The sequence below is a fragment of the Streptococcus infantis genome, assembly GCF_047463655.1.
Taxonomy (GTDB): domain Bacteria; phylum Bacillota; class Bacilli; order Lactobacillales; family Streptococcaceae; genus Streptococcus; species Streptococcus infantis_Z.
The window spans coordinates 35,501-62,164 of record NZ_JASHDM010000001.1; the positions used below are offsets into that span (position 1 = coordinate 35,501).

Here is a 26,664-nt window from a genome sequence, read left to right on the forward strand (position 1 = left end):
ATGACTCGTTTTGCATTACTGGTTAGAGGGATCAATGTCGGTGGGAAACATAAGGTGGTTATGGCACAGTTGCGTCAAGAATTGACAGAGTTGGGATTAGAAAATGTTGAAACCTACATCAATAGTGGCAATATTTTCTTTGATACTAGCATGCCTAGAACTCAGTTGGTTGAGAGGTTACAGGATTTCTTTAAAGAACATTATCCATTTATCCAACATTTTTCCTTGTTAAGTCAAGAAGATTACGAAGAGGAGATTAGAACTCTTCCGGAATGGTGGTTCCAAGAAATGGCTCGAAAGGATGTTCTCTTTTATACTGAGGGACTGGATATCAAGCAAGTCATCGAGAAAGTCGAAAGTATGGAACTGGTAGATGAAGTGCTTCATTTCGGGAAACTGGGAATTTTCTGGGGCAAATTCTCAGAAGAAACCTATACCAAAACAGCCTATCACAAGTTCCTGCTTAAGATGCCTTTCTATCGTAATATTACTATTCGAAATGCAAAAACCTTTGACAAAATCGGTCAATTTTTAAAAGATTATAAAGGAGACAGACAATGACATTATTAGCAAAAATCAATGAAACAGCTGCTTTCTTAAAAGAAAAGGGAGTAGAAGCACCAGAGTTCGGCTTGATTCTTGGATCAGGACTTGGAGAACTTGCTGAAGAAATCGAAAATCCAGTTGTGGTAGACTATGCTGAGATTCCAAACTGGGGACGTTCGACTGTTGTTGGACACGCTGGAAAATTGGTGTACGGTGAACTTGCAGGACGTAAAGTCTTAGCTCTTCAAGGACGTTTCCATTTCTATGAAGGAAATCCGCTTGAAGTCGTGACTTTCCCAGTTCGTGTCATGAAAGTTTTGGGCTGTGAAGGTGTGATTGTAACCAACGCTGCTGGAGGTATCGGATTTGGTCCTGGTACTTTGATGGCTATCACTGACCACATCAATATGACAGGACAAAATCCTCTAATCGGTGAAAACTTAGATGACTTCGGTCCACGTTTCCCAGACATGTCAAAAGCCTACACTCCAGAATATCGTACTACAGCGCATGCAGTTGCTGAAAAGCTTGGTGTTAAACTTGATGACGGTGTTTATATCGGTGTAACTGGTCCAACTTATGAAACTCCAGCTGAAATCCGTGCTTATAAGACTCTTGGTGCAGACGCTGTCGGTATGTCAACTGTTCCTGAAGTTATCGTGGCAGCTCACTCTGGCTTGAAAGTTCTTGGTATTTCATGTATTACCAACTTTGCGGCTGGTTTCCAAGAGGAACTTAACCACGAAGAAGTAGTAGAAGTTACCGAACGTGTCAAAGGAGATTTTAAAGGATTGCTTAAAGCTATTCTTGCAGAATTGTAAGACTATGAGAGTACGACTCCAAAGTATGCCCTATGGACTGAGAGTGCTTCTAGCCACTTTATCATTAGGAATAGGGACGGGTCTGGTCGGAATTGCCTGTCATTATCTACTAGAAGGGGTGCAAGGGCTGGCTTTTGGCCAAGATAAGTCGGATTTACTCCAGCAATTTCAAGAAGCTGGAGGTCTCCGTAGATTTTTGGTCTTATGTGTGACTGGGTGCTTGGCAGCTGGTTTTTGGTATGCCTTGCAAAAGCGTTATAAGATTCTGTCTATTCGCCAGCAAATTGACTTAGCTGGAGACAGGGAACCACCGCCCTTAGCCCAGTTCCTTCATGCAGGTATGCAGGTTGCGATTGTCGGAGCAGGTGCATCGGTCGGAAAAGAAGGAGCACCACGTGAGGTCGGGGCTCTTCTAGCTGGTCGCTTGGCGAAAGCTTTTTCTCTAGCCCTCAAAGAGCGAAAAGTCTTGATTGCCTGTGGTGCTGGAGCTGGTTTAGCTGCGGTCTATCAAGTTCCCTTTGCCAGTAGCTTGTTTGTTTTTGAGACCTTAGGACTCGCCTACAGTTGGCAGAACCTTCTACTGGTTTTGACCAGCACTTATCTGGCCACATGGGTCGCTCAGTCCATCGTTGGTCAGGAGGCTATTTATCACCTGTCCGCAGTCTCATGGTCGGCTAGCAGTTTCTTACAGGCTATTGTGATTGCTTTCTTGGTCACTCCCTTGGCTCTGGTCTTTGCTTTCCTAGCCAAGCGGGCTAGTTACAAACGGCGGAAGGATGGGACGATTCTTTGGGCTCTTCCGCTAGCCTTTCTAGTGCTGGGGGGCCTAGCAATCTTTTTCCCTATCTTTATGGGAAATGGCCAGGTACTAGCGCAAGCCCTCTTGTCTAGCCAGTCGATTCCTTATCTTCCACTGGCTCTTGCAGTGAAGGGGATTCTGGTTTATCTCCTCTTACGCAATGGTGCTTATGGGGGAACTTTAACACCATCATTTGCCTTAGGGATTGGCTCTGGCTACCTAGTGACCTTGCTTTTGACAACAGTTGGGATTCATCTAGATCCTGCTCTAGGGATGTTACTAGGAGCGACCGTCTTTTTAGGGACGACCTTAAAAGCTCCTCTGACAGCCATTGCCCTGAGCCTTGGATTTACAGGCCAAACTTGGAGTTTGACAATTCCGCTTGTACTTGCGGCTGGTCTGTCTTACGTGATTCGAAAGAGATGGGAGAAGAAACGATGAAGGTACATTTTGTACTGCATGAAACCTTTGAAGTGCCGAGTGCTTATCTAAAATGGGCACAGGATCGTGGCCATCAAGTGACCACGACCAAAGTCTATGAGAATGAAGCCTTACCAGAGACAGTGGATGAAATCGACTTCTTAATTGTGATGGGGGGACCTCAATCGCCAGATGAAGATCGGGAAACTTTTCCATACTACAATCCTCAGGCAGAGATTGAGCTGATTCAAAAGGCTATGAAGGCAGATCGTTATATTGTTGGTGTCTGTCTTGGTGCTCAACTCCTATCGGTTGCTTATGGCGCAGAGTATGAACATAGTCCAGAGCGTGAGATTGGTGTTTTTCCAATAACGCTAACTGAAGCTGGATTAAAAGACAATCATGTCAAAGTTTTTGGACAAACTTTAAATACCGGCCACTGGCATGGAGATATGCCAGGTTTGACAAAGAATGCTGTCGTCCTTGCGACCAGTCAAGGCTGTCCACGTCAGATTATTCGCTTTAGTCCTAAACACTATGCCTTCCAAGCTCATTTGGAATTTGATCCAGAAGCAGTAGAGCTCTTAATTGCTGCGGATGGTGAAGAAGTTTTGGAAGAACAAAGCAAAAAATCGACATATGTTCAAAAGCCTGAAGCTATTCGTAACTATGCTTATCGAGAAATGAATGCAAAACTCTATGCATTTTTGGATTCATTAACAAATTAAAAACAACAGAAAGGTAGAGCATGTGTTCAGATTTGAACACGAGCGGAAAGCTCGGAAAATAGATAATCTGACTGTGAAATCAGGATTTCTCGTCAGATTCCTAATTTTCAGTCGCTTTCTGGTCGCTCTTTGTATCATAAACTATGTCTATCCATATTGCTGCTAAGCAGGGTGAAATTGCTGATAAAATTCTTCTTCCTGGGGATCCTCTTCGTGCGAAGTTTATCGCTGAGAATTTTCTTGAAGACGCTGTATGCTTCAATGAAGTCCGTAACATGTTTGGTTACACTGGAACTTACAAGGGCCATCGTGTATCTGTCATGGGAACAGGGATGGGAATGCCATCAATCTCCATCTATGCACGTGAATTGATTGTCGATTACGGTGTGAAAAAATTGATCCGTGTGGGAACTGCTGGTTCTTTGAATGAGGATGTTCACGTCCGTGAATTGGTCTTGGCGCAAGCAGCTGCTACCAACTCAAACATTATCCGCAATGACTGGCCTCAATATGATTTTCCACAAATCGCTAGCTTTGATTTGCTAGATAAAGCCTACCATATCGCCAAAGATCTTGGTATGACTACTCACGTTGGGAATGTCTTGTCTTCAGATGTCTTCTATTCAAATTACTTTGAAAAGAACATTGAGCTTGGAAAATGGGGGGTGAAAGCTGTGGAAATGGAAGCGGCGGCGCTATACTATCTTGCTGCTCAACACCATGTTGATGCTCTTGCTATCATGACTATTTCAGATAGTTTGGTTAATCCAGATGAAGATACAACTGCAGAAGAGCGCCAAAATACTTTCACAGATATGATGAAGGTTGGTCTAGAAACCTTGATTGCAGACTAAAGTTAGATTCCATTCATGTGATTACTCTTGTTCTCAAAATGATAAGCATGTTCATTGCTTCAATCTTCTAATAGATGAGAATAAGGACTTTGAAGAACGTCAAATTGTGTCAAAGAACCGAGACTAGTCAGTTTAATATCTAAATCATAATCAAATAAAGTTGAAAGCCTGCTTGACAATAGCTAGAGGTTTTCAACTTTTTTAGAACAAAAAACTTAAGGAGGGGTGAAATGGATAAAATTGCACAACTACAGGAAATCATTGACCAAAGTCAAAGAATTGTCTTTTTCGGTGGTGCAGGGGTTTCTACAGAATCTAATATTCCAGATTTTCGAAGTTCTGATGGTGTTTATAGTCTTAAGTTGGGGCGCCATTTTACTGCCGAGCAACTGGTATCACGCACCATGTTTGAGCGCTATCCAGAGGATTTTTTTGATTTCTACAAAAAATATCTGGTCTATCCAGATGCCAAGCCAAATTTAGCACATAATTATCTAGCGTTGTTAGAAAAAACAGGTAAATTAAAGGCGATTGTGACGCAAAATATCGATAGTCTCCATGAAATGGCGGGTTCTGAAAAAGTTTTGAAACTGCATGGTAGTGCAGATCGTAATTACTGTTTGGGCTGTCATCGCTTTTATGATTTGAATGCATTTTTGGCACTTGAAGGTCCAGTTCCCCACTGCTTAGATTGTGGCAAGGTAGTCAAACCTGATGTAACCCTTTATGAGGAATCACTAGATATGGACGTATTTAGTCGAGCAGCTCGAGCCATTCAGCAAGCAGATTTATTGATCATTGGTGGAACTTCTTTAGTCGTTTATCCTGCAGCTAGCCTAATCAATTATTTTTCAGGGTCAAATCTTGTCGTTATCAACAAGTCCAGCACTCCTCAAGATAGCCAAGCTGATTTAGTTATCGAAGGTAATATCGGAGAAGTTTTTTCTAAATTGAGACAATAAAAAACTGAAAGAAGTAGGACTATACTTCTTTCAGTTTTTTTGTATTACGAACTCAGAAACTATGAACAAGATTCTCTTCATTTCTAGGGGAATATTATAGTGGATTGAAATAAGATGTGAACAGAGAGATTAGAAAAGTCAAACTAATTTCTAGAAATATTTTTAGCAGTTGTAGTGTACTGTTCTAAATTCAATCTACTATATTGTTGATTTATAAATTGCTCGAGTTATTTTTAGTCATTCAGTCCATGCTGACTTTAATGAAATGCTACTATATTGTTTATTTTTTTAAAGATCGCAAAAAACAATCAATCTCTGCTTGAGAATGGAGAATGCGCATCTTTGCAGGGTAAGTATTGTTTAAGTGTTGGTATCTTGCCTTAGCATTTTTAGTTCGTCCATCCCAAAGAATCCAACGGATAAATTCCCAGTTGAATTGCTCGGGGCATCCCTTAGCCATACTTTCTCTCACTTTTCCTCTGTATTTTAAATAGCGCTTAAAGGCTCTTAGCAAACAATTCCAAGCAGAGAAGTTTAAAAAAATGATCTGGTCAGCTTGGTCCATTCTTTGCTCATAACAACACCAAGAGTAGTTGCCATCAATGACCCAGTTTTTGTTTTTGACTAGAAAAGTTTTCATTTCGTTATGCATCCAGTCACGGTCACTATCTTGCCACCCTGGTTGAAATTGGAGAGTATCCATATGAAGTTTGGGGATGGAGTAGTGCTTAGCAAGTTTTTCTGCCAGAGTAGATTTGCCTGATCCAGAATATCCAATGATAGCTATTTTCATAATAACCTCCAGAAAATGTGCACAAAAAAAGCTCCGAGGAGCTCATTTTGTATGCAGTTAATGATTAACCAAGTTTAGCTGCAAGACGTGCTTTATCACGGCTAGCTTTGTTTTTGTGGATCAAACCTTTAGTTTCTGCTTTATCGATAGCTGAGCTGGCAGCACGGTAAAGTTCTTCAGATGGGTTTGCTTCAAAAGCTTTGATAGCAGTACGCATAGCTGATTTTTGAGCTGAGTTCTTTTCGTTTTGTTTAACGTTCAATTCAGCGCGTTTGATAGCTGATTTAATGTTTGCCAATGTTCTTACCTCCATTTTTACTAACTATACCATTATATCTGAAAACTTACGTTTTGACAAGGGAAAATTATTTTTTTAAGTAAATTTCATCAATTTCGTGATTTTTAGATTTATGGAGAATGACCTCGGCACGATTTCGTGTCGGTTCAATGTAATTTTGGAGATTGGTGAGGTTGATACTGGTCCAAACTTGGTGAGCAAAATCCTTGACTTCACTAAGAGGAAGTTGAGTGAAACGGTAGTAATAGTTGACTGGATCATCTTGAGCAAAGCTAAGGAGTTTTAAGAATCGATCCAAATACCAACTTTCAATGTCTTCGACAGCGGCATCGACATAGATTGAAAAGTCAAAGAAATCAGTAATATAGAGACGGGCATTATGTGGATTTTGGAACACATTGATTCCCTCAACAATGACAAAATCAGCAGCTTCTACTTGTTGTTTTTGACCCGGCACGATATCATAAATTTCATGGGAATAAACAGGTATATCAACATCCTGACCATTTTTGAGTTGGTCTAGAAAATTAAGCAAAGCTTCCATATCGTAGCTCTCAGGAAAACCCTTGCGGTTGAGGATATCTTGCTCAATTAAGACACTATTTGGGTATAAAAAACCATCCGTAGTAACTAGCTCAACACTTGCTTCAGGAACGATACGAGAAAGCAAAATTTGCAAGAGACGACTAGTGGTTGATTTACCGACAGCGACACTTCCTGAAACTCCAATAATAAAGGGCTGTTTTTTACTCTCTCTTTGAAGGAAAATGCCTTTTGAGAAGGCAAGGTCTTCTTTGGAACGTTTGTAAATCTGAATCAGATGTGCCAGTGGCAGATAGATATCTGTAACGTCTTGAAGACTAATCTGGTCATTAAAACTTTTGATAGAATCCAGTTCTTCCTCAGTTAATGGCGGTGTGGATTTGCGATGCAGGGATTGCCAAGTTTCGCGGTTTATATTTTCAAAATGTAAAAATTCGTTGGTCATTTGTTTTCCCCTAGATATTTTGTCTATCATACCATAAAAAGCTAAAAAAATAAAGCGGTTTCTTGAATGTGATAAGTCAGTAGTATATACTATAAGTAGATAGAGAATGAACAATTTATTGATGAAGTAGGAGCTGATTTCTCCTGATTTTATCAGCTAATAAAGGGGGCTTTTTAGTTCACAACTCATAGGAGGTGTACTATGAAAATCTTAAAAAATTACATATTGGAACTCTGTTTTATTTTAAGTTTTGCTTTACCTTTTATAAAAGGAGTCAATGTGGATAATGGTAGACGTTTTGTGGAAATTTATTACGGTTTTACATTTTTAATGGATTATGCCATTGTAACAACTATTTTCATTTGTTCACTCCTCATTGCATGGTTGTTAAGGAAAGGTTGGACAAAATTCCTTGCTGCTGGTAGTTATCTATTTTTGATTTTGTGGATTGCTACAGAGGGTTATTTATTCCGCATGTCAATAGAAGATTTGATACGCCTGTGGACAAGTTTGGAAATCCTGACACAAACTTATCAGTTGGGCTTTTATCTAAACATCTTCTTGGGAATCCTGTTGATAATTAAGTATTTGAAGGTGAAGCAATAGTAATCAAAATGCGTCTGATTATAGACAATAAATTTGTTGTTTTATCCTGACTGTGATACCTTATAGCTCCCAATGACTTGTCATTCGTTTCCAATAATTGATAGAGATTGAAGAAAAGCGCTTTCTTTGTTAAAATATAAGGGGGAAAACCTATAAAGGAGGTGTTAAGATGAAAGCTAGATTAAGAGAAAAGGCGCTGGTTTTTATCAGTCTATTTGTAGTTGTTTTATGGTTATCACCAAACTGGGTGAATTTCTCCTTTACGATAGGAACTCAGAGCCATAACTGGACCACTTTTGTTTTGTTTATCTTATTGCCCCTCATAGGTCTTGGCTACCTTGTGCTAGCTTTCTTTAAAAGAAAGTGCTGGCTCTTCTTTTTTGGTCTTGCTTGCATTTTTGCTTTTCCGATTACCATGGCAGTTGGGAGCTTTTTACTAGGTCCCTAATGTTAATCCGAATTTATATTATTTTTGAGAAAATACAATATGATTTAAGGGCTTGCTATCTTTGTAAACGATTTACAAATAACTTATTTTTATGGTAAAATAGTATCATGAGTAAAATGTATTATGCAGAAAATCCAGATGCAACCCATGATGTTCATGAGCTTAGAGTTGAGCTACTTGGGCAAAAGATGACCTTTTTGACGGATGCTGGTGTCTTTAGTAAAAAAATGATTGATTTCGGAAGTCAGTTGTTGTTAAGATGTCTTGATGTTGAAAAAGGTGAAAAAATTCTTGATGTTGGTTGTGGCTACGGTCCAATAGGCTTGTCTTTGGTTAAAGCTTATGGTGCCCAAGCGACCATGGTGGATATCAATAATCGTGCACTGGATTTAGCCCAGCAAAATGCAATAAAAAACAAGGTTCAAGCGACTATTTTCCAGTCTAATATTTATGAGCAGGTAGAAGGACAATTCGATCATGTCATTTCGAATCCGCCCATTCGTGCAGGCAAGCAAGTAGTTCACGAAATCATCGAAAAAAGTATAGACTTTTTAGTAGACGGTGGAGATTTGACCATTGTTATCCAGAAAAAACAAGGAGCCCCAAGTGCCAAAAGTAAGATGGAAGATGTATTTGGCAATTGCGAGATTGTAAAAAAAGATAAGGGATATTATATCCTTAGAAGTGTGAAAGAATGAGAGCAGTAGATCTAATCCAGAAAAAAAGAGACGGACAAGAACTCAGTTCGAACGAAATCCAATGGTTGATTGAAGGCTATGTGGCAGGAACTGTTCCTGACTACCAGATGTCAGCATTTGCCATGGCAGTTTACTTCCAAGGAATGACCACGAGAGAAATTTCTGATTTAACCATGAATATGGTTAAGACAGGTCAGGAGTTTGATTTGTCTGCTATAGATGGTGTCAAGGTTGATAAACACTCTACGGGCGGTGTCGGTGACAAGGTAACTTTAATCCTAGCACCCTTGGTAGCCAGTTTTGATGTCCCAGTGGCTAAGATGAGCGGTAGGGGCTTAGGCCACACTGGTGGTACTATCGATAAATTAGAATCCATCAAAGGTTTTCAGATTGAACGAAGTCAGGATGAATTTATCAAACAAGTTCAAGATATTGGTGTTTCAGTTATTGGGCAATCCGATCAACTGGTTAAGGCTGACAAACTTCTCTATGCCCTTCGTGATGTGACGGCAACAGTGGATACCATTCCCTTGATTGCTAGTTCGGTCATGAGTAAAAAAATTGCAGCTGGAGCTGATGCTATCTTACTTGATGTAACAGTGGGTGAAGGTGCCTTTATGAAGACAGTTGATGAGGCACGCCAACTGGCTCAAACCATGGTAAACCTTGGTAAGGCTGTAGGTCGTAAGACAGTAGCAGTTATTACTGATATGAGTCAACCCTTGGGACGTGCCATTGGGAATCGCTTGGAAATTCTAGAAGCACTAGAAATTCTTCAGGGTAAAGGACGCGAGGATATTAGTAACTTTATCTGTGAGTTAGCACAGATTATGCTTTCTCTGGCAAATGTTGAAAAAACAGTCGAGGAAGTAAGGCAACATCTTGAAAATGGTCAGGCACTCAAGAAATTCGAAGCGATGGTCCTCGCTCAAGGTGGAGATTTAGAAGATCTTTATCGACCTGTAACAGTTGATCATGTGGTAGAAATTCCTGCTCAGGAAGATGGTGTTATTGAGGCACTGCCAGCCATGGAGTTTGGTCTTTTTGCTATGAGATTGGGTGCTGGTCGTGCCGTTAAAACAGATGCTCTTGACTATGAGACAGGTATCGTTTTTGAGAAGAAAGTGGGAGATTCGGTCAAACAGGGTGAAATTGTCGCAAAAGTATATACAAATGGGAAAATTTCTCCGGAACTAGTTACAGATTTCCAAAATTATGTTAAAATTAAGATGAGTGATGAAGCGATCAAAACGCGTGAAATCATTGAAATTATCTCCTAATTTAAGGAAAAACCGAAATGAAATTAAATAAATACATTGATCATACGCTTTTAAAGCAAGATGCTACCGAACAGCAAATTGATCGTTTGTTATCTGAAGCCAAAGACTATGATTTTGCCAGTGTTTGTGTTAATCCGTGCTGGGTTGCTCATGCCAAATCTGGTCTAGAAAATACTGATGTCAAGGTTTGTACGGTTGTAGGCTTCCCACTTGGAGCCACAACATCTGCTGTTAAAGCCTTCGAAACCAAAGAAGCTATCCAAAATGGTGCTGATGAGATTGATATGGTTATCAATGTTGGAGCACTCAAGTCTGGGAATGCTGATTTAGTTGAGTCAGATATTCGAGCTGTTGTTGAAGCAAGCGGAGACAAACTGGTTAAGGTTATTATCGAGGCTTGTTTGTTGACTGATGAAGAAAAAGTTCTAGCTTGTCAGCTAGCTCAGAAAGCAGGAGCAGACTTTGTCAAGACGTCAACAGGCTTCTCAACAGGTGGTGCAACCCTACCGGATGTTAAATTAATGCGCCAGACAGTTGGACCTGAAATGGGGGTTAAGGCTGCTGGTGGAGCTCGTTCTTATGCAGATGCTGTTGCCTTTGTTGAAGCTGGAGCTACTCGTATCGGAACATCTTCTGGTGTAGCAATCTTAAAAGGAGAGTTAGCAGATGGCGACTACTGAGTTGATTTACTTAGCGATTGAGACTAGTCAAAACGCCTATGTACCCTATTCACACTTTCCAATCGGTGCCGTTTTGGTTGCTAAGGATGGAAGCGTCTATACAGGATGCAATATTGAAAATGCTAGCTACCCCTTGACCAACTGTGGTGAGAGAACAGCTATTTTTAAAGCTGTTTCTGAAGGACAACGGGAGTTTTCAGAATTGATTGTTTATGGTCAAACTGAGAAACCTATTTCTCCATGTGGAGCTTGTCGCCAAGTTATGGTCGAATTTTTTGAACAAGATCTAAAGGTGACCTTAGTTGCCAAAGATAAATCGACGGTCGAGATGACGGTCGGGGAATTACTTCCATACTCATTTACAGACTTGCATTAGTTAGTCTGCGTCACTCCCTGAGTGACAAGGGTCCTTGTGACCAATCAATCCATACTTGCAACTTCGTTGCGCATCTTATTTAGGAGGTTCAGTAATGAACAAGAAACAATGGCTAGGCCTTGGTCTAGTTGCAGTAGCAGCATTTGGACTTGCTGCATGTGGTAATCGCTCTTCTCGTAACGCAGCATCTTCATCTTCTGATTTGAAGACTAAAGCAGCTATCGTTACAGATACTGGTGGTGTTGATGATAAATCATTCAACCAATCAGCTTGGGAAGGTCTTCAAGCTTGGGGTAAAGAGCACAATCTTGCAAAAGATAAAGGCTACACATACTTCCAATCAACAAGTGAAGCTGACTATGCTAACAACTTGAACCAAGCAGCAGGAAGCTACAACTTGATTTATGGTGTTGGTTTTGCCCTTCACAATGCAGTTGAAGAAGCAGCGAAAGAACATGCAGACTTGAACTATGTTTTGATTGATGATGTGATTAAAGATCAAAAGAACGTAGCAAGTGTAACATTTGCTGATAACGAAGCAGCTTACCTTGCAGGTGTAGCAGCAGCTAAAACTACTAAAACAAAACAAGTTGGTTTTGTAGGTGGTATGGAATCTGAAGTTATTTCTCGTTTCGCAGCTGGTTTCAAAGCTGGTGTTGAGTCAGTTGACCCATCTATCAAAGTACAAGTAGACTACGCTGGATCATTTGGTGATGCCGCTAAAGGTAAAACAATCGCTGCAGCTCAATACGCTGCAGGTGCAGACGTAATCTACCAAGCAGCTGGTGGTACTGGTGCAGGTGTCTTCTCAGAAGCTAAATCTTTGAATGAAAGCAAAAACGAAGGCGAAAAAGTTTGGGTTATCGGTGTAGACCGTGACCAAGTTGAAGAAGGTAAATACACTTCTAAAGATGGTAAAGAATCAAACTTCGTACTTGCTTCTACTTTGAAACAAGTCGGAACAACAGTTCAAGATATCGCAAACAAAGCTGAAAAAGGTGAATTCCCTGGCGGTCAAGTGATCGTTTACTCATTGAAGGATAAAGGGGTTGATCTAGTAACAACTAACCTTTCTGAAGAAGGTAAAAAAGCTGTTGAAGATGCAAAAGCTAAAATCCTAGATGGCAGCATCAAAGTTCCTGAAAAATAATAGATAAAAGTCATTTCTTAGGGGAGCGGCCTGTGGCCGCTTCTTTAAGAATTGAGACAAATTGTTTTGTCTCAATAGAGCTTGCTAAATCTCTTTAGCAGGTTTTATTGAAATAAAATAAAACTCTGAAAGGAAGAGCACATGGCACACGAAAATGTCATTGAGATGCGTGAAATTACCAAAGTTTTCGGTGAATTTGTCGCTAACGACAAGATTAACCTTGAACTTCGTAAAGGTGAAATTCATGCACTTTTAGGAGAAAATGGAGCTGGGAAGTCCACTCTTATGAACATGCTAGCAGGGCTTCTAGAACCAACTAGTGGTGAAATTGTGGTCAACGGTCAAGTTGTAAAACTAGACTCGCCATCAAAAGCAGCTAGCTTAGGAATTGGGATGGTTCACCAGCACTTTATGTTGGTTGAAGCTTTCACAGTTGCTGAAAATATCATTTTGGGAAGTGAATTAACCAAAAATGGTGTCCTAGATATTGCTCGAGCAACTCGAGAAATTAACGAACTATCGGAGCGTTATGGTCTTGCTGTGGATCCTTCAGCCAAAGTAGCAGATATCTCTGTTGGTGCTCAACAACGTGTTGAAATTTTGAAGACACTTTATCGTGGTGCCGATATCCTTATCTTTGACGAACCAACTGCTGTTTTAACGCCATCAGAAATCGATGAGTTGATGGCTATCATGAAGAACTTGGTCAAAGAAGGCAAATCAATTATCTTGATTACCCACAAATTGGATGAAATTCGTGCAGTTTCTGACCGTGTTACAGTTATCCGTCGTGGTAAGTCTATCGAAACAGTTGAGATTGCTGGTGCAACTAATGCTGACTTGGCAGAAATGATGGTAGGGCGTTCAGTTTCCTTCAAAACTGTGAAGCAGGCACCTCAACCAAAAGAAGTTGTACTGTCCATTAAAGACTTGGTTGTTAATGAAAACCGTGGCGTTCCTGCTGTTAAAAATCTCTCACTCGATGTTCGAGCTGGTGAAATTGTCGGAATTGCTGGTATTGATGGGAATGGTCAATCTGAATTGATCCAAGCTATCACAGGACTTCGTAAGATTGAATCTGGTAGCGTAGAATTGAAAGGCCAATCTATCGTAGGTTTGCATCCTCGCCAAATCACTGAGCTAAGCGTAGGTCACGTTCCTGAAGATCGTCACCGTGATGGTCTGGTTTTGGAAATGATGATTTCTGAAAATATCGCTCTTCAAACCTACTATAAAGAACCTCTTAGCAAAAAGGGAATTTTAAATTATACGAATATCATTGACTATGCAAAAAAATTGATGCAAGAGTTTGATGTTCGTGCCGCTAGTGAGATAGTACCAGCAGCAGCACTCTCAGGAGGAAATCAACAAAAAGCGATTATCGCTCGTGAAATTGATCGAGATCCTGATCTCCTTATCGTCAGCCAACCAACTCGTGGTTTGGACGTCGGTGCCATTGAGTACATTCACAAACGCTTGATTCAAGAACGTGATAATGGAAAAGCTGTCCTTGTGGTCAGCTTTGAACTAGATGAGATTCTAAATGTCTCAGATAGAATCGCTGTTATTCATGATGGTAAGATTCAAGGGATCGTAACACCAGAAACAACCAACAAGCAAGAACTTGGTGTCTTGATGGCTGGTGGTGAATTGGAAAAAGGAGAAGAGTGATGTCTAAAAAATTACAACAAATTTCGGTTCCCTTGATTTCTGTTATCCTTGGGATCTTGCTTGGAGCCATCGTTATGTGGATTTTTGGCTACGATGCTATTTGGGGTTATGAAGAGTTGTTCTACACAGCCTTCGGTAGTGTTCGTGGAATCGGTGAAATTTTCCGTGCCATGGGGCCATTAGTCTTGATTGCTCTTGGATTTGCAGTTGCGAGTCGTGCTGGCTTCTTTAACGTTGGTCTTCCAGGACAAGCACTCGCTGGTTGGGTTATGAGTGGCTGGTTCGCTCTTTCAAATCCAGATTTACCACGTCCATTGTTGATTCTTGCGACAGTTGTCATTGCGTTGGTGGCTGGAGGAATCGTTGGTGCCATTCCTGGTATTTTAAGAGCCTATCTGGGAACATCTGAAGTCATCGTAACCATCATGATGAACTACATTGTTCTTTATGTGGGAAATGCCTTTATCCACCACTTCCCTAAAGAAATCATGCAAAGTACAGACTCATCTATCCGAGTAAGTGCAAACGCAACTTATCAAACACCTTGGCTTGCTGAGTTAACTGGAAACTCTCGTATGAATATTGGGATTTTCTTTGCCATCATTGCAGTTGCAGTTATCTGGTTCTTGCTTAAGAAGACAACTCTCGGTTTTGAAATCCGTGCAGTTGGTCTCAATCCAAATGCTTCTGAGTATGCAGGTATTTCAGCTAAACGCACCATTATTCTATCAATGATTATCTCAGGGGCTCTTGCAGGTCTAGGTGGAGCTGTAGAAGGACTTGGTACCTTCCAAAACGTCTATGTTCAAGGTTCATCATTGGCGATCGGATTTAATGGTATGGCGGTCAGTCTACTTGCTGCAAACTCACCAATTGGAATTCTCTTTGCAGCCTTCTTGTTCGGAGTGCTTCAAGTTGGAGCTCCAGGTATGAATGCTGCACAAGTGCCATCTGAGCTTGTAAGTATCGTTACAGCCTCAATTATCTTCTTTGTCAGCGTTCACTACATCATCGAACGCTTTGTCAAACCAAGAAAACAACTTAAAGGAGGTAAATAAGGATGTCGATTACAACAATGCTAACCCTTATGGTTTCTTCAATGTTGATTTACTCAGCACCACTTATTTTCACAAGTATCGGAGGCGTTTTCTCTGAACGTGGTGGAGTTGTTAACGTTGGACTTGAAGGAATCATGGTCATGGGTGCCTTCTCTGGAGTTGTTTTTAACCTTGAATTTGCACAAGATTTGGGAGCATTAACTCCTTGGTTGGCTCTTCTAGTTGGTGGATTAGTCGGAGCTATCTTTTCACTGATTCACGCAGTAGCTACAGTTCATTTTCGTGCTGACCATGTTGTCAGTGGTACCGTACTTAATTTGATGGCGCCAGCCTTGGCAGTCTTCTTGGTGAAGGTGCTTTATAACAAGGGACAAACGGATAACTTAACGCAAACTTTTGGACGTTTTGATTTTCCTCTTTTGGCTAATATCCCAGTTATCGGAGATATCTTCTTCAAGTCAACAAGTTTACTTGGTTACCTAGCAATTGCCTTCTCATTCTTAGCATGGTTTATCCTCTTTAAGACTCGCTTTGGACTTCGCCTTCGTTCAGTTGGTGAACACCCACAAGCAGCAGATACTTTGGGGATTAATGTCTACAAGATGAGATATCTTGGAGTTGTGATTTCAGGTTTCCTTGGAGGAATCGGTGGAGCTATTTACGCTCAATCAATCTCTGTTAACTTCTCAGTTACAACCATCGTCGGACCTGGATTCATCGCTCTTGCAGCTATGATCTTCGGTAAATGGAATCCTGTTGGTGCCATGTTGTCAAGTCTATTCTTTGGACTATCACAAAGTTTGGCAGTTATCGGCTCTCAACTTCCTTTCTTGCAAGGAGTTCCAGCCGTTTACTTGCAAATTGCACCATATCTTTTGACCATTGTCGTTCTAGCAGCCTTCTTTGGTAAAGCTGTTGCGCCAAAGGCAGATGGTATCAACTATATCAAATCTAAATAAACAAAAAAAGCGTCAGTTTGAAACTGATGCTTTATTTTTTAGGTTTTTGATGGGTAAGATTTAGTCCCCAAGGAACTAGGTTCTCAGTTTTGTTTTGAATACGATTGATGTTATCCTTATGGCGAATGATAATTAAGCTTGCGAGGGCTAGGATAATCACTACAAATAATATATCGTAACTTGGCAGTAGGAAACCGATAAGCGGAAAGAGAATCACCCCAAGTACAGCAGCAAGGGCAGCAGTAACACTAGAGAGAGAAATCATACTGCCTAGATAAAGAGTGCCGAAGAAAACAACTGCTAGATAGAGGCAAAATAGAGGAGCAAATCCGAAAATGACTCCAGCACTAGTTGCGACAGCCTTTCCTCCTTTAAAGCTTGCAAATACTGGGAAGGTATGCCCGATCACAGCTAAAAGGCCAAAGACTAGAGGTGAAACTCCTTGGACATGAAAGATAAGTGGAAGCAAGGTTGCGATGGTTCCTTTGAAAAAGTCAATCACGAAGGTTGCCATACCCGCTTTCTTACCTAGGATTCGAAAGGTATTGGTCGTTCCAGTATTACCAGAACCATGTTCTCTTAGATTAATCTTAAAGAAGATTTGCCCGATCCACAGTCCTGAAGGGATAGAACCCAATAAATAAGCTAAAATTAATAATACTATTGTCATCATGCTTCTATTATACCATGAAATAGGATAGAAACGGAAAGGAATCTTTTCTCAATTTGTGACATCTGATTCTTTATGTAAGTAGAAAATTTTTCACATGAACACTATTGTTCGGAAATTAAGGATAAAGTTTTAAAAATTCATGAAAGTTTCTGAAATTCCTTGATTTTGTGTTTATTTATGCTATAATAGGAACAATTATTTTTAGGAGGTGGAATATGTCTTACTTATTTGAGATATTACCAAGTTTATTGAGCGGTGCGACAATGACTTTACAAGTTTTTGCACTGGTCTTGCTCTTTTCAATCCCTTTAGGCATTTTGGTTGCCTTTTGCTTACAGGTCCATTGGAAACCCCTCCATTACATGATTGATATCTATATCTGGGTGATGCGCGGGACACCCTTGCTCTTGCAGTTGATTTTTATTTATTATGTCCTACCAAGTATCGGAATTCGTTTAGATCGAGTGCCTGCTGCGATTATTGCCTTCACGCTTAATTATGCAGCCTATTTTGCTGAAATTTTCCGTGGAGGGATTGCAACCATTCCTCAAGGACAATATGAAGCAGCTAAGGTTTTGAAATTCAAACCTATCGATACCGTCCGCTATATTATCTTGCCACAGGTGACCAAGATTGTCTTACCAAGTGTATTTAATGAGGTTATGAGTTTGGTTAAGGATACTTCTTTGGTCTATGCACTCGGTATTTCAGATTTAATCCTAGCTAGTCGAACCGCTGCCAATCGTGATGCTAGCTTGATTCCAATGTTTCTAGCAGGAGCTATTTATCTGCTTATGATTGGTATCGTTACAATCTTAGCTAAGAAACTTGAGAAGAAGTTCAGCTACTATAGATAGGAGGTTATCCATGTTAGAGTTAAGAAATATCAGCAAAAAATTTGGAAAAAAAGAAATTTTATCCAATTTCAGTTTAACAATTCCTGAAAAGCAAATTTTGGCCATTGTTGGCCCTTCTGGTGGTGGAAAGACTACCTTGCTTAGAATGTTATCTGGACTAGAAACCATTGATTCGGGAGAGATTTTTTATAATGGAGAATCCCTACATTTGGATGAACTTGAAAAGCGCCACTTGTTAGGTTTTGTTTTTCAAGATTTTCAGCTTTTTCCTCACTTATCCGTTATGGAAAACTTGATTTTGTCCCCTATTAAGACTATGGGGATGTCTGAAGCAGATGCAAAGAAGAAGGCGGTCGACTTATTAACTCGTCTGGGACTCGAAGCTCATGCAGATGCTTATCCATACTCATTATCTGGTGGTCAAAAGCAACGGGTTGCCTTAGCACGCGCTATGATGATAGATCCTGAAGTGATTGGTTATGACGAACCAACTTCAGCCCTTGACCCTGAGTTGCGTCTTGAGGTTGAAAAACTGATCCTACAAAATCGAGAATTAGGCATGACTCAGATTGTCGTGACTCACGATCTCCAGTTTGCAGAGAATATTGCTGATCAGATTCTCAAAGTAGAGCCTAAGTAGGAGGTGTCTATGAATCTAAAGAAAATCAGTCTTGTTTTGGTATTCTTTCTGGCTTTTTTCCTAGTAGGATGTACGCAAAAAGCTAGTGATCCCAAAGTCGATAATTGGGACAAATACCAACAACAAGGAAGCATTACTATTGGATTTGACAATACCTTTGTTCCTATGGGCTTTGAAGAAAAGAATGGGCAATATGTTGGATTTGATATTGACTTAGCCCAAGCTGTTTCTGAGAAACTGGGGTTCAAGGTACAGTTTCAACCCATTGATTGGGATATGAAAGAAACAGAACTTCAAAACGGCACTATTGATGCAATTTGGAACGGCTATTCCGCAACAGATGAACGCCGTGAGAAGGTAGATTTTACCATTCCTTATATGGAGAATCAGCAGGTTCTAGTCTCAAAAAAATCGCAAAATATCCAGTCGGTTTCGGATATGAAAAATAAGATTTTGGGAGCCCAAGCAGGTTCTTCTGGTTATCTAGATTTTGAAGCTCAGCCAGATCTTCTAAAGAATATTGTTAAGGACCAAAAGGCTAATCAGTATCAGAGTTTTAATGAAGCCTTGATTGACTTGCAAAATGATCGGATTGATGCTCTTTTAATTGACCGTGTTTATGCCAACTATTATCTTAAAACGGAAGGAATTTTAGATCAATATGAGATTTTTCCAGCCGGTTTTGAGAGTGAGTCATTTGCGGTCGGAGTAAGACCAGCGGATAAGACCTTATTAGCCAATTTGAATGAGGCTTTTGTGGAACTCTATCAAGAAGGAAAATTCCAAGAAATTAGCCAAAAATGGTTTGGTGAAGATATTGCAACAAGTCAAGTTAAAGGAAAAGAAAACTGAGACTCTCGTCTTGGTTTCTTTTTTTAGGGCGGGAATGAGTGATTTTTTTACTAAATAGGACTTGTGAATAGGCTTTTAACTTGAAAATTTTGCAAAATCCTTAGAAAACCTGTAAAATAGAAAAGATGAACAAATAGGAGGTTCCTTGTGTCAAAAAAGGAAATCAATATTAACAATTATAATGATGACGCCATTCAGGTGCTAGAAGGGTTGGATGCAGTCCGTAAACGTCCAGGGATGTATATCGGATCGACTGACGGTGCTGGGCTACATCACCTTGTTTGGGAAATTGTCGATAATGCAGTCGATGAAGCCTTATCTGGATTTGGTGATCGCATTGATGTAACGATTAATAAAGATGGAAGTTTAACGGTTCAAGACCACGGACGTGGGATGCCGACTGGGATGCACGCTATGGGGATTCCAACGGTTGAGGTCATCTTTACCATTCTCCACGCTGGAGGAAAATTCGGTCAAGGTGGCTACAAGACTTCTGGCGGTCTCCACGGGGTTGGTTCTTCTGTTGTGAATGCACTCTCTAGTTGGCTTGAAGTAGAAATCACTCGTGATGGTGCAGTCTACAAGCAACGCTTTGAAAATGGTGGGAAGCCAGTAACAACTCTTGAAAAGGTTGGAACGGCACCTAAGTCTAAAACAGGTACCAAAGTGACCTTTATGCCGGATGCTAGTATCTTTTCTACGACAGACTTCAAATACAATACCATTTCAGAGCGTCTCAATGAGTCAGCCTTTCTCTTGAAAAATGTAACCTTGTCATTAACGGACAAACGAACAGATGAAGCAATTGAATTCCATTATGAGAATGGGGTACAAGACTTTGTTTCTTACCTCAATGAAGACAAGGAAACCTTGACGCCAGTCCTTTACTTTGAAGGCGAAGATAATGGTTTCCAAGTAGAAGTAGCCCTTCAGTATAATGATGGATTTTCAGATAACATCCTGTCCTTTGTCAATAACGTTCGCACTAAGGACGGTGGAACGCATGAGACAGGACTTAAGTCTGCTATTACCAAAGTCATGAATGACTATGCCCGTAAGACAGGTCTTCTCAAGGAAAAAGATAAAAATCTTGAAGGGTCTGATTACCGTGAAGGATTAGCGGCCGTTCTTTCTATTTTAGTCCCTGAAGAACACTTGCAGTTTGAGGGACAGACCAAGGATAAACTAGGAAGTCCCCTTGCTCGTCCAGTTGTTGATGGGATTGTGGCTGATAAGTTGACCTTCTTCCTCATGGAAAATGGAGAACTAGCTTCTAATCTGATTCGTAAGGCTATCAAGGCGCGTGATGCCCGTGAAGCAGCACGTAAGGCGCGTGATGAGAGCCGAAATGGCAAGAAGAATAAGAAAGACAAGGGCTTGCTTTCTGGGAAATTAACCCCAGCCCAGTCTAAAAATCCAGCAAAGAACGAGCTCTACTTAGTCGAGGGGGATTCTGCCGGTGGTTCTGCTAAGCAAGGTCGTGACCGCAAGTTCCAGGCTATCTTGCCTCTTCGTGGTAAGGTTATCAATACAGCCAAGGCTAAGATGGCAGATATTCTCAAAAATGAAGAAATCAACACCATGATTTATACCATAGGTGCTGGTGTGGGGGCAGACTTCTCCCTTGAAGACGCTAACTATGATAAGATTATTATCATGACCGATGCGGATACCGACGGTGCTCACATCCAAACACTTCTCTTAACCTTCTTTTATCGTTATATGCGTCCGCTAGTTGAAGCTGGACATGTCTATATCGCCCTTCCTCCACTTTACAAGATGTCTAAAGGCAAAGGCAAGAAAGAAGAAGTGGCATACGCATGGACGGATGGTGAGCTAGAGGAACTTCGTAAGCAATTCGGCAAAGGCGCTACCCTCCAACGCTACAAGGGGCTTGGTGAGATGAATGCGGACCAACTATGGGAAACAACTATGAATCCAGAAACCCGTACCCTCATTCGTGTTACGATTGAAGACTTAGCACGAGCAGAACGTCGCGTCAATGTCCTCATGGGTGACAAGGTCGAACCACGCCGTAAGTGGATTGAAGATAATGTCAAATTTACGCTGGAAGAGAGTGGAGAGATGGTGTTTTAGGGGGAAAAATATATGGATAAACAAAAATTGTTATCTTTTTTCTTTGATTCTACTGGGATGGATTTGGACAAGCTTATAGAGGGGCTAGGAATAGCTGAAAAACTTGAGCGCCAAAAAATTCAAAATGCAGTAAATTATTTTGAAAAATATATATTGGAGAGACATGGTGAAAATCCGAGTTATGATAGTATAGCCAAATTCTGGAAGAAAAATCAAGTTTCTGAAGAACTTATAAAAATTCGGTATAACTTGAATAGTAAATACAAAAATTATGAAGAATTTAAAAATCACCTCAAAACAATGATTAGTAGCCAAGACTTTAATCAAGTTCTGTTTTTTGAATTGATGGATGAATTGAATGAACTCTTGATTGAAGTAGTTAAAAAAGCATCTAATTTTACAATAGCTGACATTGCTACTATGAATCATCTGATAGAAGCTAATCAAGTTGTGAATTCTAACTCTCAAAATAAAGAAGTAAGTGGAGGAGGAGAAAATCAAAATTTTGACAATAAACAAGTAGAAGTTAATTCTAAAGATAAGCCAATCCCCCATTTAGCTTCCTCAATTTTCTTTGAGAATAGATTTTATGAATCTTTTCCAGATTGTGATAGCAAGAACTTTAAAGTATATAATGAACAAGAAGTAATAATTGATCGTTTAACCAATTTCTTTGAAGATTTCAATTATTTAGAAGTTTCACCTATCCGGAAGGTCAGAGGATCCTCTTATGAAGGTATATCTAGATTACAATTTGAAGACGGGAAAATACTAATGAAAATAGCTAATTCAACGTTATCTTATGAACTAAAGATCAAAAGATTGGTGGCTTTTAATTCTCCAGGGTATTGGAATAAGTTTATTATGATTGATGTTGATGGAGATGTTCCAGCAAAGATAAGAGGGGATGTAGATGATTGTGAATCGAATAGTATTACTAAAGACTACGCTTATTCTGAGGGTGATTATTATCCTATAACAAGTTATAATACTAAAAGATTTACTGAAAACGGTATGCTACAAAAAATCGATGGAGAATTAAATGTGAGAACAAGATTTTTGAAGAAATATAATTTTTTCATAGTGCCACGATTTCACCCATTAGCTTGTGACCAAGATTGTTATTATAAAGCAGAAGAAATTCTTGATGAGTTGCTTTCGTGTTGCGATGAAAAGGCGGAACTGATTTTCTTAAAAGTTTCTAATTTATTGAAAACAACGAAAAGAACCTATAATGATTCCAGGGAAGCTAGATATGTATATTGTTATAGATAATGTCGTATAATGCGTAATCTTCTTCATGTGATTTTATTGTTTCTAATTTTTCTCATGTTTTTAATGACTAACAAGTTATTGTATCGAGAGAAAATATTTCTTTATGATTACTAACTTATAAATCAACTAATTGTTAGTGATTATTTAATATTTAGATCGGTTTGTAGTACAAGGTGAAAAAAGTTATAAAGCTCATATCAAAAAAAAGTCTAGAATTTGATAATGAAAGAATCTAGTAGATAGCCTACTTTAAAGATATGTTTTTTACAGCACTCAAAAAAATAATAACTAATAAGGGATTAGGATGAGAACAGAAACAGAAATGCTCGATGTAATTTTACAAACAGCTGAAGCTTTAAATGTCGTTGCTGTCGCTATGTCTGGTTCACGTACAAATCAAAAGGTTCAAACAGATGAATTTCAAGACTATGATGTGGCCTATATTGTTGATAATCTAGAAGATTTGATTTCGGATTTATCTTGGCTGGACCAGTTCGGCAAACGAATCATAGAGCAAGAGGTTACTCTTAAACATCGACATCTCTACCTCATGCTTTTCGAAGACGGCAACCGAATCGATTTAACCCTTTGCCCAAAAGAACACATGAAAGAATGGGTGGATAGCGAGGCTGGTTATACAGTTTTATTAGACGAGAAGGGCTTGTTTGAGTCTTATTCTCCCAAACCTCAGCGCTACTGGACAAGTCCAGCTAATAAGATGGATTTTGAAAAATCTTGTAATGAATTTTGGTGGGTGTCAGCCTACGTGGTTAAAGGAATTTGTCGTAAGCAAGTCATTTATGCAACGGACCATCTCTACGGTATTTGTCAGCAGGAATTGTTAAAAGTATTGGCCTGGCAGGTAGCAAGTGATAGAGGTGCTGTCGACATTGGTAAAAATTACAAGTATCTCTTCAACTACTTACCAACTGAGAAGGAGAAGGAATTCTCTGCTCTTCTTGATTTCTCAAGTTTAGACAAAATCACTCAGTCTTTATTAGCAACCATACAACTTTTCCACCAAGAAGCTCAAAACCTTGCTCAAAATATGGGCTTTAAGTATGAGAAAGAAGTGGCGGAGAAGATGATTCAGTATGCTAAAGAAAAACTTCTAAATCAAAATAAAGAACACAATTCAAAACTTTAAACTACAGAGAGGATAGTTTGGTTATATAAAGTAACTGAAATCCTTTTCTATAAAATCTACTCTACATTCTTTGAAAGGAGTTGAACACGCCCTAAATGCTGTGTGAAAAAGATAAATTCTCTTGTGAGCATCACTCACTGTAAGAATTTCCTATTTTCACTTTGCATTTTACGGGCTTTGTATCCTATATGAGTAATATCCAAAATATGTCCTTAGAGGACATCATGGGAGAGCGCTTTGGTCGCTACTCCAAGTACATCATTCAAGACCGGGCTTTGCCAGACATTCGGGATGGATTGAAGCCGGTTCAACGCCGTATTCTTTATTCGATGAATAAGGATGGCAATACTTTTGATAAGAGCTACCGTAAGTCGGCCAAGTCTGTCGGTAACATTATGGGGAATTTCCACCCACACGGGGACTCTTCTATCTATGATGCCATGGTTCGTATGTCTCAGGACTGGAAGAACCGTGAGATTCTGGTCGAAATGCACGGAAACAACGGTTCTATGGATGGAGATCCGCCTGCGGCTATGCGTTATACGGAAGCTCGTTTGTCTGAGATTGCAGGCTATCTCCTTCAGGATATCGAGAAAAAGACAGTTCCTTTTGCTTGGAACTTTGACGATACTGAGAAAGAACCAACGGTCTTACCAGCAGCCTTTCCGAATCTTTTGGTCAATGGTTCGACCGGGATTTCAGCTGGTTATGCCACGGATATTCCACCGCATAATTTGGCTGAAGTTATCGATGCGACAGTCTACATGATTGATCATCCAACTGCCAAGGTTGATAAGTTGATGGAATTCTTGCCTGGACCAGACTTCCCTACAGGAGCCATCATCCAAGGACGTGACGAAATCAAGAAGGCCTATGAAACTGGTAAGGGGCGCGTGGTTGTTCGTTCCAAGACTGAAATTGAGAAGTTAAAAGGTGGTAAGGAACAAATCGTTGTCACTGAGATTCCTTATGAAATTAATAAGGCTAACTTGGTCAAGAAAATTGATGAAGTTCGTGTCAATAACAAGGTGGCAGGCATTGCTGAGGTTCGTGACGAGTCTGACCGTGATGGTCTTCGTATCGCTATCGAGCTAAAGAAAGATGCAAACACTGAGCTTGTTCTCAACTATCTTTTCAAGTATACTGATTTGCAAATCAACTACAACTTCAACATGGTTGCGATTGACAATTTCACCCCTCGTCAGGTTGGAATTGTGCCTATCTTATCTAGCTATATTGCCCACCGTCGTGAGGTCATTTTGGCACGTTCTCGCTTTGACAAGGAAAAGGCTGAAAAGCGTCTCCATATTGTGGAAGGTTTGATTCGTGTTATTTCGATTTTGGATGAAGTCATTGCTCTTATCCGTGCTTCTGAAAATAAGGCTGATGCCAAGGAAAATCTTAAAGTCAGCTATGAATTTACGGAGGAGCAGGCTGAAGCTATCGTTACCTTGCAACTGTACCGTTTGACCAATACAGACGTAGTTGTCTTGCAGGAAGAAGAAGCAGAACTTCGCGAAAAGATTGCCATGCTTGCAGCTATCATCGGTGACGAACGAACCATGTACAATCTCATGAAGAAAGAACTCCGTGAAGTCAAGAAGAAATTTGCGACTCCACGTTTGAGTACTTTAGAAGATACAGCAAAAGTGATTGAGATTGATACAGCTAGTCTTATCGCTGAAGAAGATACTTACGTCAGCGTGACTAAGGCGGGCTATATCAAACGTACTAGCCCTCGTTCCTTTGCAGCTTCAACACTTGAGGAAATTGGTAAACGGGATGACGACCGATTGCTATTCGTTCAATCTGTCAAAACTACTCAGCACCTCTTAATCTTTACAACGCTTGGAAATGTCATTTACCGACCAATCCATGAGTTGGCAGATATTCGTTGGAAGGATATCGGAGAACATCTAAGCCAGTCTATTACAAACTTTGAAACCAATGAAGAAGTGCTCTATGTAGAAGTTGTGGATCAGTTTGATGATGCGACAACTTACTTTGCAGCAACTCGCCTTGGACAAATCAAGCGTGTCGAACGCAAAGAATTCTCTCCATGGCGAACCTACCGTTCTAAATCTGTCAAATATGCCAAGTTGAAAGATGAGTCTGACCAGATTGTAGCAGTAGCTCCGATTAAATTGGATGATGTCCTGTTGATTAGTCGAAACGGTTATGCCCTCCGCTTTAACATCGAAGAAGTGCCAGTTATTGGTGCCAAAGCTGCAGGGGTGAAAGCCATGAATCTCAAAGCAGATGATGTGATACAAGCAGCCTTTATCTGCAACACTTCATCCTTCTATCTTTTGACGCATCGTGGAAGTCTTAAGCGCGTTTCGATTGAGGAAATTCCAGCAACCAGTCGTGCTAAGCGTGGTCTTCAAGTTCTGAGAGAATTGAAGAGTAAACCGCATCGCGTCTTCTTGGCTGGTGCTGTCTCAGAACAAGGATTTATCGGAGATCTTTTTAGTACAGAAGTAGAAGATGGCGAACAAACTCTTGTTATCCAATCAAATAATGGAACGACTTACGAAGCAATTCTGCAAGATTTGAATCTATCGGAACGCACAAGCAATGGAAGCTTCATTTCAGATAGCATTTCTGATGAAGAAGTTTTTGATGCTTATCTTCAGGAAGCTTATACAGAACTTGAATCTAAGAAATGATAAAAAACAATGAAAAGCTTTTCATTAAGAAATTTCTTAAGCTATAGATTTAAGAGTTAAATTTGATTATATATACAAAAACGAACAGTGATGATTCCCAACTGATAGGGACTTAATCCTGTTCGTTTTCTTATTTTCATTGGTATAGACCTCCTGGTGTTTGGATGTGAAATTATTAACATATGGTCAATTATTCAAGCTAGATTAATAAAAAAAATAATATTTTTTAAGAAAACGATTGCATCACATCTGTTTTTATGTTATACTAATATCGTTTCAAGAAAGCGCGTTCAAGAAATGTAGTTTGATTAATCTAAAA

General features: G+C 39.9%; 27 protein-coding genes. 23 read left to right on the forward strand and 4 right to left on the reverse strand.

The genetic code is table 11. The annotated features are described in order from the left end of the window. The 6 genes from QM877_RS00225 (at position 1) to QM877_RS00250 (ending at position 5,130) form a co-directional block, all read left to right on the forward strand. Entirely contained in the window at positions 1 to 561 is a 561-nt protein-coding gene (locus QM877_RS00225) for a DUF1697 domain-containing protein (protein ID WP_414317194.1), read from the forward strand. Further along, positions 558 to 1,367, forward strand: coding sequence for a purine-nucleoside phosphorylase (locus QM877_RS00230; RefSeq protein WP_414317195.1), 810 nt, complete (start codon positions 558 to 560; stop codon positions 1,365 to 1,367). Before QM877_RS00225 ends, QM877_RS00230 begins: the two co-directional genes overlap by 4 nt. 4 nt (positions 1,368 to 1,371) lie before the next feature. Then, positions 1,372 to 2,607, forward strand: coding sequence for a chloride channel protein (locus QM877_RS00235; protein WP_414317196.1), 1,236 nt, complete (start codon positions 1,372 to 1,374; stop codon positions 2,605 to 2,607). Next, on the forward strand, positions 2,604 to 3,314 hold the full coding sequence (locus QM877_RS00240) for a type 1 glutamine amidotransferase (RefSeq protein WP_414317197.1): 711 nt from the start codon (positions 2,604 to 2,606) through the stop codon (positions 3,312 to 3,314). The genes QM877_RS00235 and QM877_RS00240 overlap by 4 nt, the downstream gene beginning before the upstream one ends. Positions 3,315 to 3,457: 143 nt before the next feature. After that, positions 3,458 to 4,168, forward strand: coding sequence for a purine-nucleoside phosphorylase (gene deoD / locus QM877_RS00245; protein WP_045763751.1), 711 nt, complete (start codon positions 3,458 to 3,460; stop codon positions 4,166 to 4,168). 230 nt (positions 4,169 to 4,398) lie between these two features. Further along, on the forward strand, positions 4,399 to 5,130 hold the full coding sequence (locus QM877_RS00250) for an NAD-dependent protein deacylase (protein ID WP_414317198.1): 732 nt from the start codon (positions 4,399 to 4,401) through the stop codon (positions 5,128 to 5,130). Positions 5,131 to 5,410: 280 nt separating this feature from the next. On the opposite strand, the gene QM877_RS00255 is transcribed toward QM877_RS00250, so the two are convergent. From QM877_RS00255 to coaA, 3 genes are all read right to left on the reverse strand, one after another. Next, positions 5,411 to 5,923, reverse strand: coding sequence for a DNA topology modulation protein (locus tag QM877_RS00255; protein WP_414317199.1), 513 nt, complete (start codon positions 5,921 to 5,923; stop codon positions 5,411 to 5,413). Positions 5,924 to 5,987: 64 nt separating this feature from the next. Continuing rightward, positions 5,988 to 6,236: a 30S ribosomal protein S20 gene (rpsT, locus tag QM877_RS00260; protein WP_029689628.1), complete on the reverse strand. Its 249-nt coding sequence runs from the start codon at positions 6,234 to 6,236 to the stop codon at positions 5,988 to 5,990. A gap of 52 nt (positions 6,237 to 6,288) precedes the next feature. Then, entirely contained in the window at positions 6,289 to 7,209 is a 921-nt protein-coding gene (gene coaA / locus QM877_RS00265) for a type I pantothenate kinase (RefSeq protein ID WP_414317200.1), read from the reverse strand. A gap of 201 nt (positions 7,210 to 7,410) precedes the next feature. Here coaA and QM877_RS00270 point away from each other — a divergent pair, with 201 nt between their 5' ends. From QM877_RS00270 to QM877_RS00315, 10 genes are all read left to right on the forward strand, one after another. Continuing rightward, a complete protein-coding gene (locus tag QM877_RS00270; RefSeq protein ID WP_414294243.1) occupies positions 7,411 to 7,815 on the forward strand; it encodes a hypothetical protein in 405 nt (134 codons plus the stop codon). Positions 7,816 to 7,984: 169 nt separating this feature from the next. After that, positions 7,985 to 8,263, forward strand: coding sequence for a 1,4-dihydroxy-2-naphthoate prenyltransferase (locus QM877_RS00275; protein ID WP_414294242.1), 279 nt, complete (start codon positions 7,985 to 7,987; stop codon positions 8,261 to 8,263). Positions 8,264 to 8,370: 107 nt separating this feature from the next. Beyond that, positions 8,371 to 8,961 carry a class I SAM-dependent methyltransferase gene (locus tag QM877_RS00280; RefSeq protein WP_414317201.1) on the forward strand — a complete coding sequence of 197 codons (591 nt, stop codon included), beginning with the start codon at positions 8,371 to 8,373 and terminating at the stop codon, positions 8,959 to 8,961. Further along, the gene (locus QM877_RS00285; RefSeq protein WP_414317202.1) at positions 8,958 to 10,241 is read left to right on the forward strand and encodes a pyrimidine-nucleoside phosphorylase; all 1,284 of its coding nucleotides are present in this window, start codon (positions 8,958 to 8,960) and stop codon (positions 10,239 to 10,241) included. Before QM877_RS00280 ends, QM877_RS00285 begins: the two co-directional genes overlap by 4 nt. A 17-nt stretch (positions 10,242 to 10,258) precedes the next feature. After that, positions 10,259 to 10,921 carry a deoxyribose-phosphate aldolase gene (deoC, locus tag QM877_RS00290; RefSeq protein WP_414317203.1) on the forward strand — a complete coding sequence of 221 codons (663 nt, stop codon included), beginning with the start codon at positions 10,259 to 10,261 and terminating at the stop codon, positions 10,919 to 10,921. After that, a complete protein-coding gene (locus QM877_RS00295) occupies positions 10,908 to 11,297 on the forward strand; it encodes a cytidine deaminase (RefSeq protein ID WP_414317204.1) in 390 nt (129 codons plus the stop codon). The genes deoC and QM877_RS00295 overlap by 14 nt, the downstream gene beginning before the upstream one ends. Before the next feature lie 94 nt (positions 11,298 to 11,391). Beyond that, positions 11,392 to 12,447 carry a BMP family lipoprotein gene (locus QM877_RS00300; RefSeq protein WP_414317205.1) on the forward strand — a complete coding sequence of 352 codons (1,056 nt, stop codon included), beginning with the start codon at positions 11,392 to 11,394 and terminating at the stop codon, positions 12,445 to 12,447. 141 nt (positions 12,448 to 12,588) lie between these two features. Then, positions 12,589 to 14,118: an ABC transporter ATP-binding protein gene (locus QM877_RS00305; RefSeq protein WP_414317206.1), complete on the forward strand. Its 1,530-nt coding sequence runs from the start codon at positions 12,589 to 12,591 to the stop codon at positions 14,116 to 14,118. Further along, on the forward strand, positions 14,118 to 15,176 hold the full coding sequence (locus QM877_RS00310) for an ABC transporter permease (protein ID WP_153224833.1): 1,059 nt from the start codon (positions 14,118 to 14,120) through the stop codon (positions 15,174 to 15,176). The genes QM877_RS00305 and QM877_RS00310 overlap by 1 nt, the downstream gene beginning before the upstream one ends. Before the next feature lie 2 nt (positions 15,177 to 15,178). Further along, positions 15,179 to 16,135: an ABC transporter permease gene (locus tag QM877_RS00315; RefSeq protein ID WP_316108452.1), complete on the forward strand. Its 957-nt coding sequence runs from the start codon at positions 15,179 to 15,181 to the stop codon at positions 16,133 to 16,135. 31 nt (positions 16,136 to 16,166) lie between these two features. On the opposite strand, the gene plsY is transcribed toward QM877_RS00315, so the two are convergent. Continuing rightward, positions 16,167 to 16,808 (reverse strand): glycerol-3-phosphate 1-O-acyltransferase PlsY, encoded by a 642-nt coding sequence (plsY, locus tag QM877_RS00320; protein WP_414317207.1) that lies wholly within the window; start codon positions 16,806 to 16,808, stop codon positions 16,167 to 16,169. 215 nt (positions 16,809 to 17,023) lie between these two features. On the opposite strand from plsY, the gene QM877_RS00325 reads away from it, so the two are divergent. From QM877_RS00325 to parC, 7 genes are all read left to right on the forward strand, one after another. After that, positions 17,024 to 17,665, forward strand: coding sequence for an amino acid ABC transporter permease (locus QM877_RS00325; RefSeq protein WP_263393450.1), 642 nt, complete (start codon positions 17,024 to 17,026; stop codon positions 17,663 to 17,665). Positions 17,666 to 17,675: 10 nt separating this feature from the next. Then, entirely contained in the window at positions 17,676 to 18,305 is a 630-nt protein-coding gene (locus QM877_RS00330) for an amino acid ABC transporter ATP-binding protein (protein ID WP_414317208.1), read from the forward strand. Positions 18,306 to 18,314: 9 nt separating this feature from the next. After that, positions 18,315 to 19,157 carry an amino acid ABC transporter substrate-binding protein gene (locus tag QM877_RS00335; protein WP_414317209.1) on the forward strand — a complete coding sequence of 281 codons (843 nt, stop codon included), beginning with the start codon at positions 18,315 to 18,317 and terminating at the stop codon, positions 19,155 to 19,157. 147 nt (positions 19,158 to 19,304) lie between these two features. Further along, a complete protein-coding gene (parE, locus tag QM877_RS00340) occupies positions 19,305 to 21,254 on the forward strand; it encodes a DNA topoisomerase IV subunit B (protein ID WP_322741469.1) in 1,950 nt (649 codons plus the stop codon). Positions 21,255 to 21,266: 12 nt separating this feature from the next. Continuing rightward, on the forward strand, positions 21,267 to 22,529 hold the full coding sequence (locus QM877_RS00345) for a hypothetical protein (RefSeq protein WP_414317210.1): 1,263 nt from the start codon (positions 21,267 to 21,269) through the stop codon (positions 22,527 to 22,529). Positions 22,530 to 22,833: 304 nt separating this feature from the next. Then, positions 22,834 to 23,676, forward strand: a complete 843-nt coding sequence (locus tag QM877_RS00350) for an aminoglycoside 6-adenylyltransferase (RefSeq protein WP_414317211.1) — start codon at positions 22,834 to 22,836, stop codon at positions 23,674 to 23,676. Between the two features lie 188 nt (positions 23,677 to 23,864). Further along, positions 23,865 to 26,345: a DNA topoisomerase IV subunit A gene (gene parC, locus QM877_RS00355; RefSeq protein WP_414317212.1), complete on the forward strand. Its 2,481-nt coding sequence runs from the start codon at positions 23,865 to 23,867 to the stop codon at positions 26,343 to 26,345. The last annotated feature ends 319 nt before the right edge of the window (positions 26,346 to 26,664 follow it).

Bases quoted from the DNA above. Each gene is read 5' to 3' on its own strand.
- QM877_RS00225 (WP_414317194.1), top strand. From the start codon at position 1: ATGACTCGTTTTGCATTACTGGTTAGAGGGATCAATGTCGGTGGGAAA.
- QM877_RS00230 (WP_414317195.1), top strand. From the start codon at position 558: ATGACATTATTAGCAAAAATCAATGAAACAGCTGCTTTCTTAAAAGAA.
- QM877_RS00235 (WP_414317196.1), top strand. From the start codon at position 1,372: ATGAGAGTACGACTCCAAAGTATGCCCTATGGACTGAGAGTGCTTCTA.
- QM877_RS00240 (WP_414317197.1), top strand. From the start codon at position 2,604: ATGAAGGTACATTTTGTACTGCATGAAACCTTTGAAGTGCCGAGTGCT.
- deoD (WP_045763751.1), top strand. From the start codon at position 3,458: ATGTCTATCCATATTGCTGCTAAGCAGGGTGAAATTGCTGATAAAATT.
- QM877_RS00250 (WP_414317198.1), top strand. From the start codon at position 4,399: ATGGATAAAATTGCACAACTACAGGAAATCATTGACCAAAGTCAAAGA.
- QM877_RS00255 (WP_414317199.1), bottom strand. From the start codon at position 5,923: ATGAAAATAGCTATCATTGGATATTCTGGATCAGGCAAATCTACTCTG.
- rpsT (WP_029689628.1), bottom strand. From the start codon at position 6,236: ATGGAGGTAAGAACATTGGCAAACATTAAATCAGCTATCAAACGCGCT.
- coaA (WP_414317200.1), bottom strand. From the start codon at position 7,209: ATGACCAACGAATTTTTACATTTTGAAAATATAAACCGCGAAACTTGG.
- QM877_RS00270 (WP_414294243.1), top strand. From the start codon at position 7,411: ATGAAAATCTTAAAAAATTACATATTGGAACTCTGTTTTATTTTAAGT.
- QM877_RS00275 (WP_414294242.1), top strand. From the start codon at position 7,985: ATGAAAGCTAGATTAAGAGAAAAGGCGCTGGTTTTTATCAGTCTATTT.
- QM877_RS00280 (WP_414317201.1), top strand. From the start codon at position 8,371: ATGAGTAAAATGTATTATGCAGAAAATCCAGATGCAACCCATGATGTT.
- QM877_RS00285 (WP_414317202.1), top strand. From the start codon at position 8,958: ATGAGAGCAGTAGATCTAATCCAGAAAAAAAGAGACGGACAAGAACTC.
- deoC (WP_414317203.1), top strand. From the start codon at position 10,259: ATGAAATTAAATAAATACATTGATCATACGCTTTTAAAGCAAGATGCT.
- QM877_RS00295 (WP_414317204.1), top strand. From the start codon at position 10,908: ATGGCGACTACTGAGTTGATTTACTTAGCGATTGAGACTAGTCAAAAC.
- QM877_RS00300 (WP_414317205.1), top strand. From the start codon at position 11,392: ATGAACAAGAAACAATGGCTAGGCCTTGGTCTAGTTGCAGTAGCAGCA.
- QM877_RS00305 (WP_414317206.1), top strand. From the start codon at position 12,589: ATGGCACACGAAAATGTCATTGAGATGCGTGAAATTACCAAAGTTTTC.
- QM877_RS00310 (WP_153224833.1), top strand. From the start codon at position 14,118: ATGTCTAAAAAATTACAACAAATTTCGGTTCCCTTGATTTCTGTTATC.
- QM877_RS00315 (WP_316108452.1), top strand. From the start codon at position 15,179: ATGTCGATTACAACAATGCTAACCCTTATGGTTTCTTCAATGTTGATT.
- plsY (WP_414317207.1), bottom strand. From the start codon at position 16,808: ATGATGACAATAGTATTATTAATTTTAGCTTATTTATTGGGTTCTATC.
- QM877_RS00325 (WP_263393450.1), top strand. From the start codon at position 17,024: ATGTCTTACTTATTTGAGATATTACCAAGTTTATTGAGCGGTGCGACA.
- QM877_RS00330 (WP_414317208.1), top strand. From the start codon at position 17,676: ATGTTAGAGTTAAGAAATATCAGCAAAAAATTTGGAAAAAAAGAAATT.
- QM877_RS00335 (WP_414317209.1), top strand. From the start codon at position 18,315: ATGAATCTAAAGAAAATCAGTCTTGTTTTGGTATTCTTTCTGGCTTTT.
- QM877_RS00345 (WP_414317210.1), top strand. From the start codon at position 21,267: ATGGATAAACAAAAATTGTTATCTTTTTTCTTTGATTCTACTGGGATG.
- QM877_RS00350 (WP_414317211.1), top strand. From the start codon at position 22,834: ATGAGAACAGAAACAGAAATGCTCGATGTAATTTTACAAACAGCTGAA.
- parC (WP_414317212.1), top strand. From the start codon at position 23,865: ATGAGTAATATCCAAAATATGTCCTTAGAGGACATCATGGGAGAGCGC.